The following is a 14,958-nucleotide window of genomic DNA, read 5'->3' on the forward strand; positions in this document are numbered from 1 at the left end:
TGAGTTTTGGAAAATGTGTAATTAATTTTGTGCACCTGCTTAATATAAATAAATAAATTTAATTTATTTATTTATTTATTTTTTTTTAATCGCCATAATAGTTAAAGCCATGTCAGAACAACATCTCAAAAGCGATATTCAGGCAATACTTAAGGAAATTTTTGCCCCCTTAATTGTGGGTAAAAGCGCAGAGGAATTAGACTCCCATGCCAACATTTTCCAGATGGGACTGGAGTCGATTGCCTTTGTAGAAATCGCAGGAGCAATTAAAGCAAAACTAGGAGTGAATATTTCACTTCGCTCGATGTTGGAGAATAATTCCACTATCAATGACTTGTCTGAGTACATCGCCGAAAAAATGCCCGAAGCCACGCGATTATCCTGGGCACGGACAAAACCCGAGTCTTTATCTTTAGAAAAACAAGAGAAGCCAAGTAAAAATGGCGGTGCTGCTAGCAGGGCTCTAGCGAAACAGATATCGGAGCCATTAACTTCTCACGGACCATTAACTTCTCAAACGGCGATCGAACGGGTTGTGAGCCAGCAGCTTCAGCTGATGTCCAAACAGCTAGAATTGCTACGCAACGGTTCTTCGGGGAATACCCCAACTCAGGCACGACTGCCTTCCCAACCCTCTAGCAACAAACAAAAGAGCCTACAGAAGCAGAGCCTAGAGTTGGAAACGGGTCGTCCAGAGAGCATAAAACTGTCCCCAAAAACCGAGAAATCAGAAGGTGCAGGGTTAGTCGAAGCGCCTGACTTTATACCTAATCCAGCCTTTATAGCGACTCGCTTGCAACCCGAGGTGCAGGAACTGGTGGTGGAAAACAAAAAGTTACACCATTACATCACCCAACTGGTACCACAACTGGAACAGGTGAGTCTGACCTTTATAATCCAAGCACTAAGGAATCTGGGTTGGTCTTATCAGGTGGGAGAGTCTATTAGTTTAGCTACGGTGGCTCAACGGTTGGGAGTTGTGCCCCAACATCAGCGGTTGTTGGTTCGATTGCTGCAGATTTTATCATCGGAAGGAATCCTCAAACCACATCAGGGTCAATGGCAGGTACTGCAACCGTTGCCGACGTGTGATGACCCTGCCCTACAGAATAGTCCTGCTCTGCAGCAGCTGCCAGAATGGCAGTTATTGTATCGCTGTGGCTCCCAGCTCAGTTCAGTGTTGCGAGGAGCAGTGGATCCGGTGAAATTGATGTTTCCTGCTTGGGACACGAGCACCGCTACCCAACTGTATCAAGATTCTCCAAGGGCTCAGGTGTTCAACAAGCTAGTGCAGCAGGTGGTAACCACGGCAGTGGCAGGGGCTCCCCAGCAAAGGGAACTGCGGATCTTGGAAATTGGTGCTGGGACAGGGGGCACCACCAGTTACCTCTTACCCCATCTGCCAGAGGATCGAACTCAATATTGTTTTACCGATGTGGGAGATCTGTTCACTGCATTGGCTCAGGAGCGTTTTGGGGACTATCGGTTTGTGGAGTATCAAGCTCTCGATATTGAACAAGACCCCAGCTTGCAGGGATTTGAGCCTCATTGCCAAGATGTGGTGATAGCAGCAAATGTGTTGCATGCCACGCAGAACATGAGGCAGACCTTGGCGAATGTGAGGCAGTTGTTAGCACCAGGGGGAGTCTTAGTGCTTTTAGAGGGAACCCATCGACAACGGTGGGTTGACCTAACATTTGGGTTGTTAAAGGGATGGTGGCGATTTGCGGATGTGGATCTGCGATCGGATCACCCCCTGATCGATAAAAGGCAATGGCTGCAGCTTTTGCAGGAGAGTGGTTTTAGTTCGGTAGCGATACTGCCAGATGTTGAAGCAGACGATAACCTGGGACAGGTGGTGATACTGGCTCAAGTAAGTGGGTCTAGTTCCTCCAAGCTGGTGTCTAAACAGGGAACCAAGAAATCAGAAGGTGCAGGCTTCACTGTCCAGCAGCAACAACATTTGGATGGCTTAATAGCTCGAGTAGTCCAACGCACCCAAGAATCAAAACAATTGACCCAAGCTGCTCGTAAAGTATTAGCTAATCCTAGGGCAGCCAAATGGTTCGATAGCTCTATCAAGGAGATGATATATCCCCTCCACATTCAGCGCGGAGCTGGTGCGAGAATCTGGGATGTTGATGGCAATGAGTATATAGACCTGACCATGGGGTTTGGTCCGCTCTTATTTGGTCATTCGCCACCTTTTGTTATCGAGGCTATCCAAGAGCACATTCAACGAGGGCTCCAAAATGGTCCGCAACCGCATCTTATAAGCAAAGTTGCCGAGTTAATGTGCGAGCTAACTGGTCAAGAGCGGGTTTGCTTTTGCAACTCAGGCACCGAAGCAGTGATGGGAGCAATCAGGATAGCCAGAGCCACTACAGGACGCACTAAAATTGCTTTTTTTGCTAATTCTTATCACGGACATTCAGACGAGCTGTTGGTCGGCAAAATAGATAATCAAGACGGAACATCCCGTACCATTCCAGCTTTTCTAGGAGTTCCAAAGCATAAGGCAGAACAAGTCATAATGCTTGACTACGGAAATCCCAAATCTCTGGATATTATCAAAGCTCATGCCCACGAGTTGGCAGCTGTTTTAGTAGAGCCAGTACAGAGTCGTAAGCCGGATTTACAACCCCGAGAGTTCCTGCACCAGCTCAGAGAATTAACCCTCTCAACGGGAGTTGCATTGATTATAGATGAGGTAATTACAGGTTTTCGGATGCACCCCGGCGGCATCCAGGCATTGTGGGGGATTAAAGCTGATATTACTGCCTATGGCAAGGCCTTGGGAGCTGGACTGCCCATTGGAGCAGTAGCTGGTAAGGCTAGTTTTATGGACGCATTGGACGGTGGATTTTGGAGTTATGGAGATCAGTCTTCTCCCTCCCCAGACGTCACGTTTTTTGCAGGCACCTTTTTCAAGAATCCCCTTGTAATGAGTGTTGTATGGGCAGTTCTCAACCACATCAAAGACCAAGGACCCCAACTGCAAGCGGAGTTAACAAAGAAAACCACGAAATTAGCCAACCATCTCAATGATTACTTCAGGGAAAAGCAGTTGCCAATTCAGGTAGTTCATTTCGGGTCATTGTTCCGGTTTACTTACCCGGAGCACCTCTGGATGAATTTGCTTTTTTATCATTTGCTGGAGCGAGGGATTTACGTGGCGGAAGTGCGCAACCTGCTTTTGTCTACGGCTCATACCGATGAAGATATCGAACAGATTATTCGGGCGGTAAAAGCAAGTATAGAAGATATGCAAGCAGGGGGATTTTTACCGAGTTCGCCATCTAAGCTAAGTAAGCCGAGTGATGAAGACAAAAAAGAGGTTCAGCTACCCCTTACAGAACCCCAAAAAGCAGTCTGGATGGCCTCTAAAATAGCAGAGGGAGCATCCAAAGCTTACAACGAATCGATGGTGATTCACTTGCGGGGCCAGTTGAATTTGGAGGTGATGGGCAAGGCAGTCAGGGAATTGGTCAATCGTCACGAAGCCCTCAGAAGCACTTTTAGCCCAACGGGAGATTACCAGCGGATTGCTCCGAGCGGGGGCTTAGATATTCCTCTGGTGGACTTTTCTGGTTTAGATAATGACTTGCGCGATCCAGAAGTATCCCAGTTTTTGGTGCAAGAAGCCGGAAAAACTTTTGATTTTGAAGTCGGTCCTTTGTTCCGCCCTTTGGTTGTAAAGCTCTCGGAAGAACACCATATTTTGGTTCTAACTTTTCATCACCTGGTTGTTGATGGTTGGTCCATGGAAATTTTGTTTCGAGAACTGGGTGTAATTTATTCAGCGCAGTGCCAAGGGGTTTCCTACGATCTGCCGGAACCCATGCAATATAGCAAGTACGTTCGACGGATTGAGGCTCGGCGGCAAAGTCCGGAAATGGCCTCTGCGGAGGCTTATTGGTTGCAGCAATTTGCTGATTCCGTTCCTGTACTGGATTTGCCCACCGATCGCCAGAGACCATTGGTCAATCGATACAGGGGCGATCGCAAAACTCTGAAACTGGGTAAATCTCTGTGCGATCGCCTCAAAAGCCTGAGTGGGCAATGTCAATGCACCCTGTTTACAACGCTGCTAGCTGGATTTATCTTGTTGCTACATCGGTTGAGCGATCAGAACGACATTGTTGTAGGCATTCCCACAGCAGGACAACTGTCTGCAGGTTGTGAATATATGGTGGGTCACTGTGCCGATCTCTTGCCATTGCGCGTGAAGGTGGGTTCCGATCCGAAGTTTAAAGACTATGCTAGTACGGTCAAAAAGGTGTTTTTGAATGGTTACGACCATCAAATTTATCCTTTTATCGACTTAAGTCAAAAGTTACAGCTACCGCGCGTTCTGAGTCGAACTACCCTAATTGGAACTACATTTAATTTAAACAAAATTAGCGCCGATCCAGAATTTTGGGGTCTGGAAGTTGAATTGGCACCGAATCATGGGAAGGGAGCTAAGTTTGATCTGGTTTTCGATATTTTTCAGACAAACAGCGAGCTGATTGTGATGTGCGATTACAATAGCGATCTATTCGACTCCCAAACAATTCGGCTCTGGCTGGGTCATTTCCAAACTTTATTATTGGGCGCAGCCGCAAATCCAGAGGCACCACTGTCACAGTTGCCTCTCTCCACAGAACCAGAAGGTCGAGAATTGCTGAAGGAGTGGAATGACGCATATGCCGACTATGCCCAGGATATGTCCATCCACCAGTTGTTTGAGCACCAGGACAAGCGCACCCCCGAAGCAAATGGAGGTTACGTACCGTTAGACCCAGATTATCCCAGCAACCCTATCGGTAATATCTTAGAGGATTCACAGGCCGAAATGCTGTTAACTCAAGAGCCTCTAGCAACAAAACTGAACACTCCTGAACAGGAAATTCTTCAGGCGATCTGGTGCGAAGTGCTTGGGTTAGAGTCGGTCAGTTTGCATGAGGACTTCTTTGAAATCGGCGGGCACTCCCTCCGAGCAACCCAAGCTATCTTTCGTATTCGTAAAGTATTCTCGGTCGAACTGCAATTATCAGCTCTGTTTGAAGCTCGAACAATAGCACAACTGAGTGACCGGATCGCAGCTATGCGCCGTGCTCCTGCCGAGGTCCTACCCCAGATTTTTCCCGTTTCGCGAGAGGGCGATGTACCCCTCTCCTTTGCTCAAGGACGTCTTTGGTTTCTTAACAATTTCGCTCCGGGCAACCCAGCTTACAACATTCCGATCGCCTATCGCATTGAAGGATTCCTTAATGAGGAGATCTTAGCAAATGCCCTAAATACCATTGTTGAGCGTCAAGAATCGCTACGTACCAGTTTCCCTGTTGTCAATGGCTATCCAGTGCAAAGGATAGAGACATCGGTGGAAGTAGGGCTTAACATTATTGACCTCACAGGTATGGGGGATAGTGAGACCCAAACAAAAATTGTAGAGATAGCGAAGACCGAATATCTCTGGCATTTCGATCTCAACAACGGACCACTTTTTCGCTTTACACTGGTTCGACTCACAGATGAGGAACGCATTTTCTTCGTCAATCTGCATCATATCATAGCCGACGGGTGGTCGATTGGGGTGTTTAACCGCGAACTTGGTCAGTACTACCATGCAGCTACAACAGCAGAGGCGTTGCACCTTCCTGAACTGCCAATTCGTTACACTGATTTCACTGTAGGTCAGCAGGCCTGGCTACAGGGTAAGGTACGGGAGATTCAGCTGGCTTACTGGAAAGACCAATTAGCAGGACTTGTTCCCTTACAATTGCCTAAAGATTATCCACGTCCAGCGGTTCAAAGCTTTGTTGGTAAAGCGGTGCAGTTTGGCCTTAAGCCCGAGATAACAACATCTCTCCAAAGGCTAAGTCGCGATCACGGTGTAACTCTCTTCATGACTTTGGTAGCGGCCTTTTTCCTTCTGCTCTATCGATACTCAGGTCAGGAAGACCTAGCCATTGCAACACCAATTGCCAACCGCAACCGCCGTGAAATCGAGCATCTCATTGGCTTCTTCGTCAACACGCTAATACTTCGTTGCCACGTTTCTGGAGACATGACTTTCACAGATTTGTTGCAACAGGTACGCCAGGTCTCGCTTTCAGCTTATGCACGCCAGGACTTTCCTTTTGAGCAAGTGGTTGAGGCTCTTGCCCCAGAAAGAGACAGCAGCCAAAATCCCCTAGTGCAAGTAATTTTTGCTCTTCAGAACGCGCCAATGGAGCCACCAATCTTGCCAGGTCTCAATGTCGCATTGGAAACCTTTGAAGAATACACTGCACGCTTTGATCTGGAGATACATTTGTTCCAGGTTGAAGATGGATTAACTGGCTATATAGTTTACAACACCGATCTGTTTAAGTCATCAACAATCGAGGGATTAACAAATAACTTTGTAACTCTGCTGCAATCTCTAAGCATCGATTCGAGTCAAAGTATTCAGCAGGTGCCAATCCTAGAGGCGTCTGAACAGATGGAACTGATAGGTGCGGGGCTTAACAATTTCCAGATTCCATACCCACGCGAGAAGACAGTCCACGAATTATTTGAAATCAAAGCTAAAGAAAAAGCAGAAGCAGTTGCACTAATATATGGCCAACAGATACTTTCCTACGAGGCACTGAACGTCAAGGCCAATCAGCTGGCTCGATATTTGAAAACCCTGGGTGTGAAACCAGAAATGCCGATCGGGATCTACCTCGAACGTGGAATCGACAGCATTATTGCCCAACTTGCAATTCTTAAGGCTGGTGCATGCTATGTTCCTCTCAACCCAGAAGATCCAGCAGCCCGAATCCGTTTTATCGTGCAAGATACAGAGCTTGAGATCATTATTACTGACAGTAAAACCTCGCAACTGCTGCCTGCAAAATTGAACAACGTGGCACCAGAGCTAGTTTGCCTCGACCGATCTCAAGCAATCATTATGGCTCAAGAGGAGGACTGAACTCTTGGAGTCAACAGCCATCCTCTCAGGCAACTTCCCAATTTTCCCTGACCCCGGAACAATTACCGATTTATCTCGGACCGACGGTTCTTGTGGATGACTCTCCTGGAATTGAGGTTTTCAGCGTCGGATGCCTTCCTCAGGACAGTGAAGAAGTCATCGGTCATATTCTGGCTCAGGCTTGGTGTGGAGGCAGTTCCATTGATTGGGCTGCTTTCCAGGGTGACGCAGCCCCAAGGCGAGTGCCTCTTCCCACCTATCCCTTCGATCGCCAACGCTATTGGGCTAAACCGGCTGGTCCGATTGTTGCTAAATCGGTTCATACTCCCATAGCAAAACCGATTACCCCTTTGCCCCTATCCAAACAGCCTGATCTGGGAGGATGGTTCTATCGGCCTCACTGGGAGCAGAAGCTGCCCTTAGCCCCTGTTAGCCCTGCTACCATCGCCCAACGGGGAGAGTTCTGGTTGCTGTTTTTGGATGATTGCAGCATTGGAGATGGTTTCGCCCGATATCTGCGGGAAGCTGAAATCGGGGTGGCTACGGTAAAACTTCAACCAGGTGCTGAATTTAAAGCCCTCTCAGATTGGGACTATTGCCTGAACCCCGATAGAGCCCAACACTATCGGGATCTGTTCCAAATTTTGGAGCAACGTCATAGCACCCCTCAACAGATTTGCCACTTTGGGTCTGTTACTGCTCCTGAAACAGAACCCAACCCAGAGGTTGTCTTTAACTCCCTCCTTTTTTTGGTACAAGCATTAGGTCCCCAAGCAACAGCAAACTTAATTATTATATCTACAAATCTTCATGGAATTGAACCGAGCGATCTACCTTGTCCAGCTAAAGCACTTGTTCTCGGTCCTGCCCTAGTCATTCCCCAAGAATATGCCAAAATCAACTGCCGCAGTCTTGATATAGAGCTACCAAAAAACGAACTTCAGAAACAAAACCTTCTCGATCGGATTTTGGCGGAAGCGGTTGCCCCTGAGGAGGATGCAGTCATTGCCTATCGGGAAGAAACTCGGTTGGCACGAACCTACAAATCGCTGCAGCTCCCAGAGAGCAGCAACGATCGAACCGAACCCCGACTGAGACAGGGTGGGGTTTACCTGATTGCAGGAGGACTAGGGGGAGTTGGACTTACCCTGGCTACCTTCCTGGCAAAGTACTACGCAGGGAAAATTGCTCTCCTCACCCGCTCGTCATTTCCTGATCGGGATTCCTGGGAAGGAATTTTGAAGCAGAAGCGGTTGCCGGATTTAAGTTCCTCGATTGAGGAATTGCGAAAGGTTGAAGCTAAGCTTTCTGATCAACTAGCTATTGCAGCAATCTCCGATTATCCAGGATTGACCGAAAAATTAACGGACTTGTGCTGCGCCCATGGGTTCAATTATGTAAAGACTGCCTTTGTACAAACCGATTCTTCCCAAAGTCTTTCGTATAAAGCTATTTTGGAAAGCCTAAGGGTTTTGCCGGAGTTAGAGGGATGCGTTCTTTATATCCTCGACTTACTAATGGCAGCAGAAATTATTAGCTATAAGGATGGTCTCTATTACCTCGGAGCTAAGGCAGATCGGGTCAAGGAACCCGAAGAGCTAAGTGCAAACCTGCGTCGTCATTATCCAGATTTTCGGGGTTTGGTTGAACTCTTAGACCATTGTGCGATCCATTACTCTGCTGCCTTGACTGGAAAGATTCCGGCTATTAGCGTGCTTTACCCTGAAGGACGCTCCGACTTTTTAGCCAAAACCATGGAAAACACCATTGAACACAGTAGGGAACCCATCTATCGTCAGGTGGCAGCAGAATTGGTAGCCAAGCTGGCTTCCCAGCAGCAAGGGCGTCCTCTACGCATTCTCGAAGTGGGTGCAGGCAATGGCTTGCTTACCGAGGTAGTAGCCTCAGCTTTGAAGCAGTTAGAGGGGGTTGAGTGCGAGTACTGGGCTACGGATATCAGTCCTACCTTCGTAGAACAGCTCAAACAACGCAGCCAAGAATGGGGATTTGATTTCATCGAAACTAAGGTGTTTGATATTTCTGACAATCCTCTGGATTGGGGCTTTAAATTAGGTCATTTTGACATAATTTTGGCCCTCAATGTGGTTCATGCAACCCCTCAGATTGAGAGTACCCTCTTCAATCTCCAGTCCCTCCTGGTTCCTAGTGGAACCCTCGTACTAGTGGAGGCCACTCACACCCCACCTTGGGTAGATATGGTTTGGGGTTTGTCCAAAGGCTGGTGGCAGTTTGAAGATCGGCATCTTCGTCAGCGTTCGCCTCTCTTAAGCCAATCCACTTGGGAAACTCTTTTGAGGGAGCAAGGATTCGCTCTGGTGGAAAGCTTACCTCAAGATTCCAAGAACCAAGCCGCAACGGATACAGCCCTGATTATAGCCCAGTTTCCGGCGCGAGCTGGGGAAGCTTGGGATAGGGAGGCAGATCCAGAAGAAATTACCCGCCATCGCATACGTCGCCTTCTGGAGATCGAGCAGCTTGGAGGCCAGGTGCAGGTTTTGACCGCCGATATCGGCGATCGCGATGCTCTCCAAACCCAAATTGCCACAGTTTAAACTCACTTCGGGGCCATCAATGGAGTCATCAATTGCGCTATGGTTCTGGACGATGGCTTGATGCAGCTGGAAACCCCGGAAAAGACCCATCGGGTGTTTCAACCTAAGGTATGGGGAACTCAGTTTCTGTTTGAATTGACCGATAATCCCCAGCGAGATTTCTTCGTCATGAGTTCTTCTCTTGCTTCTACCATTGGGCTTTATGCGCAAGCAGACTACTGTGCAGCTAATGCTTTTCAGGATGTTTTTGCCCATCGAATGAACTCACAGAGCGATACCTTTGTTTGTTCTATAAACTGGGGGATTTGGAGCGAAGCGGGGGCTGCCATGCGTCTGCTGATGGATTCGAGCATTGCGGCAGCTCGCCAAACCTGGGTTAACCATCCCCTCTTTGAATATTGCGTAGATGCTGGACCGGGGCGAAGAGTATATCATGCTCGGCTTTCCACCCAACGCCATTGGATTGTGGCCGAACACCGATTGCGCGATCGCCCCCTAGTGCCGGGTACCGGTTTTCTGGAGCTTGCTCGGGCAGCTTATCAGGATTGGCAACCCTGCACCAGCGTGGAGCTGCGGGGGGTTTATTTCCTGGAACCCCTATTAGTTCCCGAATCTACCCACAAGGAAGTAAGAATTGTCCTTGAAGAAAGGGAAACGGCTTGCGACTTCACTATCTTTAGTTTGGAGCCTGAGACAGGTTGGTATGAAAATGCTCGGGGAAATCTGGTTACCCTATTGCCAGAGGATAACAAAACCATAGCATATAATCTGGAAGCTTTAAAGCGGTCTCTTACTCAGGAGCGGCCTAGAGAGATGGGAGTTGCGGCAAGCATAAAGGAACTAAAATGTTTTGGTGATGTTTGTGTGGGTCCGCGTTGGTACAAATCAATGTCGAATATCTTTGTTGGGCAGAACCAAGCCTTGACAGAAGTTATCTTGCCCGACGAATATAAAAAGGATTTGGAGCATTACCATCTCCATCCGGCCATGTTAGATGTGGCGACGAGCTTTGCTTCGACTCCTGAGGCTTTTTATTTGCTATAAGAAACTGCGACTCTATCACCCCCTGCCCCAGCAAATAACAGCCTATGCCCGTTATTTAGATAAGGGCAAATCGGGTGCGGCAACTCTCTCTCTGGACATTTTGTTGCTAGATTCTACGGGTGCGACTTGTGCCAGCATTGAAAGTTTTACCTTGAAGAAGGTGACCGCTGAAGTTTACGAGACTTCATCAAGTCCCGTTGCCCCTCCAGATCTTCATCCTGAGCTGCGTCAGGGGATGAGTGGAGTTGAAGGAGCTGAAGCCTTCCGACGCATCCTCAACCAATCCTTACCCCAGGTTCTAGTGTCTACCCAGGATTTTGCCGGGGTTCGGGCCCGGAACGAAGCGAAGACAATGGTGCGTTTCAAAGAAAGCGCTTTGCCTGAACTGCGGGAATTTACGGCAGCCCAATGGCAATCTAAAAGAGTGGAGGCAACTGAGAGGGTTCAAGGTTCGTTTGAATCCCAACAAGGGATTTCAGGGGATACCGGAGCAAAAGTGGTTGAGATATTTTGTCAAGTGCTTGGGGTGAAGAATATTGGACTTGAGGACGACTTCTTCGAACTCAATGGTGATTCTTTGCAAGCAATTATGGTGACGTCCCGCATTCGAGATATTTTTGGTGTCGATTTGGGTCCCGATGCTCTGTTTGACTATTCCACAGCCGCAGAATTAGCGAAGGCCATTCAAACCCAGAATAAGCCCGTAATTGATCAACCTCCAAACCAGAGCCAGGATGTTGAGGAAATGTTTCTGCGTCAGCAGGTTGACAACCTCAGCGATGAGGAAGTGGAAGCCATGCTCGGTCGGTTGAGTTAGGGGAAGCGGTGGTAAGCTGTCAGGCTACCAACGTAACCAGGGACAAATTCGGCCTAGGGAATGGCCTCTATCCCTGAGAGCTGGAAGCCTTGCACCATTGGCTGTCCCGGCTTAAGTTGGTAGCCTTCAATTTAGATGCGTGTTAGCTTAATTATGGATGATAAAAGAGAACGGTTGCTCAACTTATTGAAACGAGAACAGAAAAAATTTTTGCCCCTTACTCCGGCACAGGAAAGATTGTGGCGGATGGAACAGGGCTGCAAGGGGCGACCTGTATATATTATCCCTGGGGCGATTCGATTTCGTGGTGAACTGAATCTTGTGGCTTTTCGCCGTTCTTTGGATTATCTGGTGGAGCGACAGGAAGTTCTGAGGATAACTTTTACTGTGGTACAGCAGCAGGTTTTGCAGGTGCTCACTTCTATGAAGGCGGCGCTGACGGTTCTGGACTTAGAATCTTTTCCGCCTTCACAGCGCCAATCTTTGTCCCAAAATTATTTGGTACAGGAACTGGAAACTCCTTTTGATTTGTCCTGCGGTCCGTTATTTCGGACGCTATTATTGCGGCTATCTTCCCATGACTGGATTGTTTTATTCAATCTACATAACATTATTGTTGATGGGTGGTCCATGGGAATTTTTTACGAGGAGTTGAGTCAAGTTTATGATGCATTTTGTAAGGGGCTTCCAGCTCCTTTATCGCCATTGCGGCTGCGCTATCAGGACTTTGTTCGGGAACTGACCTCTGAGTTCAAGGGTACTCGTCTGGCTGAAGCTACAGCTTATTGGCGGCGGACGTTTCAGAATCTGCCTGATTTGACCTTGCCTCCTGTGCGGAATCGAGACCTTAACAACAGTCATAATGGAGGTAGCCTTGATGTTCGCATTGATAGGACTCAAACAATCGCTCTCCAAACCTTCGCCCAAAGCCAACGGGTAACGCTATTTATGGTGCTGTTAGCAGTATTTAGCATTTGTCTTCATCGTTATTTTCAAGTTGAGAAGCTGGTAATTGCCACACCAACAGCCAATCGGGATCGGAGCGACCTGGAGGGCTTGATGGGACTTTTAGTAAACGTTCTTGTACTCCCCATTGATTTGCGAGGAAACCCAACCTACCGCACTATTTTGTCCCGAATTCGAGCGGTGACTGTTCAAGCCTATGCCCACCCCCAGGTTCCTTTTAACCAACTGCTCCCCGATCTGCCGTTTCCAGAACCCGATGCCCGCAATCCCCTTGCCCACTTCCTGCTGGCGTACCACGGATTTAGCCTCAAACCCCTCGCCTTCCCCAATTTAGAGATGGAGTCATTGAAGTACCCCATCAAAACCAGTCGCTACGAACTAGGACTGCACCTCTGGGAAAATACCAAAACCCATCTCTCCTCAACATCAGCGGAGCATGGGGGACTGAGTGGAACCTTTTTTTACGGCAGTGCGCGTTTTGATTCGGTGATGGTCGAACAAATCATCAGCAAATTCCAGCAGGTACTCCAACAAATGATTGCTCAGCCAGATGCTTGTTTATCAGAAAAGTGAGGATTCGGGGCACTGGAGAGCATCCAGTTCAATGGAAGCTCAAAAGCTTTACACCGTCAGGGTTTGATACGATGGGGTAAAAATCATTCAAGCCTTTAATTGGTAAGGGATTGAGCTGATTCAAGTTAATTAGGCTGAACCAGTAGCGGATTCGGGGGTGGGGATCGCATCGGGAAGTTCATCTTCAATAAACCGCAATCGCGGATACTGATAAGCGCCAATGGTTATCATCACAATCAAGATCCCCACCACAATAAAAATCAAGTCAATACCTCGGCCAGTTCCAGTACCTATAATTTTACCGAGGCTATTGGCTAATTGTCCATTAACCGCCATAAGGGGTTCAAAGACAAGTTCGTCTAAAGGACCTGCTATAAGGGCGGCCAGAGGAATACAGGAACGGGCTACCATACGTCTTAGCGCAAATACCCTTCCCTGGAGTTCAGGGGGAACCTTTTGTTGCCAAATGACCTGACTGCAACTAAAGATAATTGGCGCACAGAAATAAAGCGCAAAATTCGCGATCGCCAGCAAAAGAATTGAACTATGGCATCCCGTTACAATTACAGATAAAGCGAGCGCCAAAAATAGCACGAACATAGTATCGATATATCGTTTTGTTCCCGACCAGACAATCAATGTCAAACTACCTAACACCATTCCCATTCCCCCAATGGATTCGATCCAACCAAAGGCGACCGTTGAGAACAAGGATAAAACTAGAGGCGCAAACAAAACTGCAATAAAGCCAATCAAAAAATTACAGGTGGCAAAAAAAACAAGCAGGCTTAATAACCCTGGTCGCATGGCTATATAATTCCAGCCATTAAAAAATTACCCAAGCAAAGCTTTAATGCTAATATTTAAACTCAAATCGACGTTCTTGGGTTCTGGAAAGCGAACCAGCAGCAACGTTAGCAAAGCAAAACTAAACGTAATCAAGTCAATGGCAATAATCCCCTGTAGTCCAATACTAACCAGCAATACCGCAGCTAATACAGGGCAAAACAGCTGTCCGATCGCTTCTGCTACCTGGGTCATACCGCTGGCTCGACTGAGCTGATCGTGGGGAACCAAAAGAGTTGTGGCTGCCGCATAGGCAGGCCACTGAAATGTATTGAGTACACAGTTTATTGCTGTTAAAAGGTAAACATAATAAATGCTCAAGCTGTTGTTTACAAGCAGAATTGCAATTCCTAAGGTACAAATACAATTACCAGAATCGCTGAGAATCATCACCCAACGGCGGGGCCAGCGATCTACAAGAGAGCCTGCTAGAGGAGTAATTACAATCAACGGAAGTGTATTGCATAGAGTGATTAGGGTAAACAATGTGACAGACTGCGTACTTTGATAAACCCAGACTCCTAAGGCGAAGCGCGTTAGCCCAGAGCCTATTAGGGAAACTAATTGCCCGAGCCAAATCAAAATGAAATATCTCATGGTTTCCATCCTGTGTATGGATTGTATTGTAATCCAGAATTGTTGATTGTGATAACCCACATTACCCACTTCCATATGTAGTATTAAGAGTTACATACATTAAAATAAGAATCATGAGCAAAAAAAATCAACCATGGTTGATTTTTCGACACAAACTTACTCTTGTCATTTTTGATGTCAAAAATCGTACCTGTGATTTCCACCCCTTGAGGTTTAACGACTTCTTCTAATCCGTCAATTTATTTCTCTGAAAGCCCTCAGTCCACTTTCGCTAAGGGTGATGGGGTAGGCTCTGTAGTTATAGAAAGAGATAGTTATGGGATCACTGCGACGGTTATAAATGTTAGGGTAATCCCAGTGATTTGGTATAAATTGTACTTGACAAAACTAAGTTTTTACAATTGCAATTCGGACTATAAAATCTCTCCATAATGAAGGAAACTGCATAGAGAATAGGGCTTGTCTGCAAAGTAAATTCTCCAAGGTATTTGGGTAGCGATCTCCCAGAGAGCTCGTTTCGCAAATGGGCATGATTATAGGCATGATTACTGAGCGATCGCCAAATTCCAAATTCAATATCGAATCGATTAGATAAATAC

7 protein-coding genes are annotated in these 14,958 nt (G+C 47.2%); 5 read left to right on the forward strand and 2 right to left on the reverse strand.

All coding sequences use genetic code 11. From position 1 onward, the window contains the following. Positions 1-109: 109 nt before the first annotated feature. The 5 genes from F6J94_RS05680 to F6J94_RS05700 all read left to right on the forward strand — a co-directional run bounded on the left by F6J94_RS05680 (position 110) and on the right by F6J94_RS05700 (position 12,916). Positions 110-6,943, forward strand: a complete 6,834-nt coding sequence (locus F6J94_RS05680) for an aminotransferase class III-fold pyridoxal phosphate-dependent enzyme (RefSeq protein ID WP_293037900.1) — start codon at positions 110-112, stop codon at positions 6,941-6,943. Further along, positions 6,895-9,516, forward strand: coding sequence for a methyltransferase (locus tag F6J94_RS05685; RefSeq protein WP_293037903.1), 2,622 nt, complete (start codon positions 6,895-6,897; stop codon positions 9,514-9,516). The genes F6J94_RS05680 and F6J94_RS05685 overlap by 49 nt, the downstream gene beginning before the upstream one ends. A gap of 15 nt (positions 9,517-9,531) precedes the next feature. Further along, the gene (locus tag F6J94_RS05690; protein WP_293037942.1) at positions 9,532-10,560 is read left to right on the forward strand and encodes a KR domain-containing protein; all 1,029 of its coding nucleotides are present in this window, start codon (positions 9,532-9,534) and stop codon (positions 10,558-10,560) included. Next, positions 10,511-11,377, forward strand: a complete 867-nt coding sequence (locus F6J94_RS05695; RefSeq protein ID WP_293037906.1) for an acyl carrier protein — start codon at positions 10,511-10,513, stop codon at positions 11,375-11,377. Before F6J94_RS05690 ends, F6J94_RS05695 begins: the two co-directional genes overlap by 50 nt. 153 nt (positions 11,378-11,530) lie before the next feature. Next, positions 11,531-12,916 (forward strand): condensation domain-containing protein, encoded by a 1,386-nt coding sequence (locus F6J94_RS05700; RefSeq protein ID WP_293037909.1) that lies wholly within the window; start codon positions 11,531-11,533, stop codon positions 12,914-12,916. 129 nt (positions 12,917-13,045) lie between these two features. On the opposite strand, the gene F6J94_RS05705 is transcribed toward F6J94_RS05700, so the two are convergent. Both F6J94_RS05705 and F6J94_RS05710 read right to left on the reverse strand, forming a co-directional pair. Further along, complete coding sequence (locus tag F6J94_RS05705; protein ID WP_293037912.1) at positions 13,046-13,723, reverse strand: hypothetical protein; 678 nt, start codon at positions 13,721-13,723, stop codon at positions 13,046-13,048. Positions 13,724-13,750: 27 nt separating this feature from the next. After that, a complete protein-coding gene (locus F6J94_RS05710; RefSeq protein ID WP_293017299.1) occupies positions 13,751-14,359 on the reverse strand; it encodes an MFS transporter in 609 nt (202 codons plus the stop codon). Between the last annotated feature and the right edge of the window lie 599 nt (positions 14,360-14,958).

This window comes from Moorena sp. SIO1F2 (genome assembly GCF_010672755.1).
In the GTDB taxonomy this organism is placed as follows: Bacteria; Cyanobacteriota; Cyanobacteriia; order Cyanobacteriales; family Coleofasciculaceae; genus Moorena.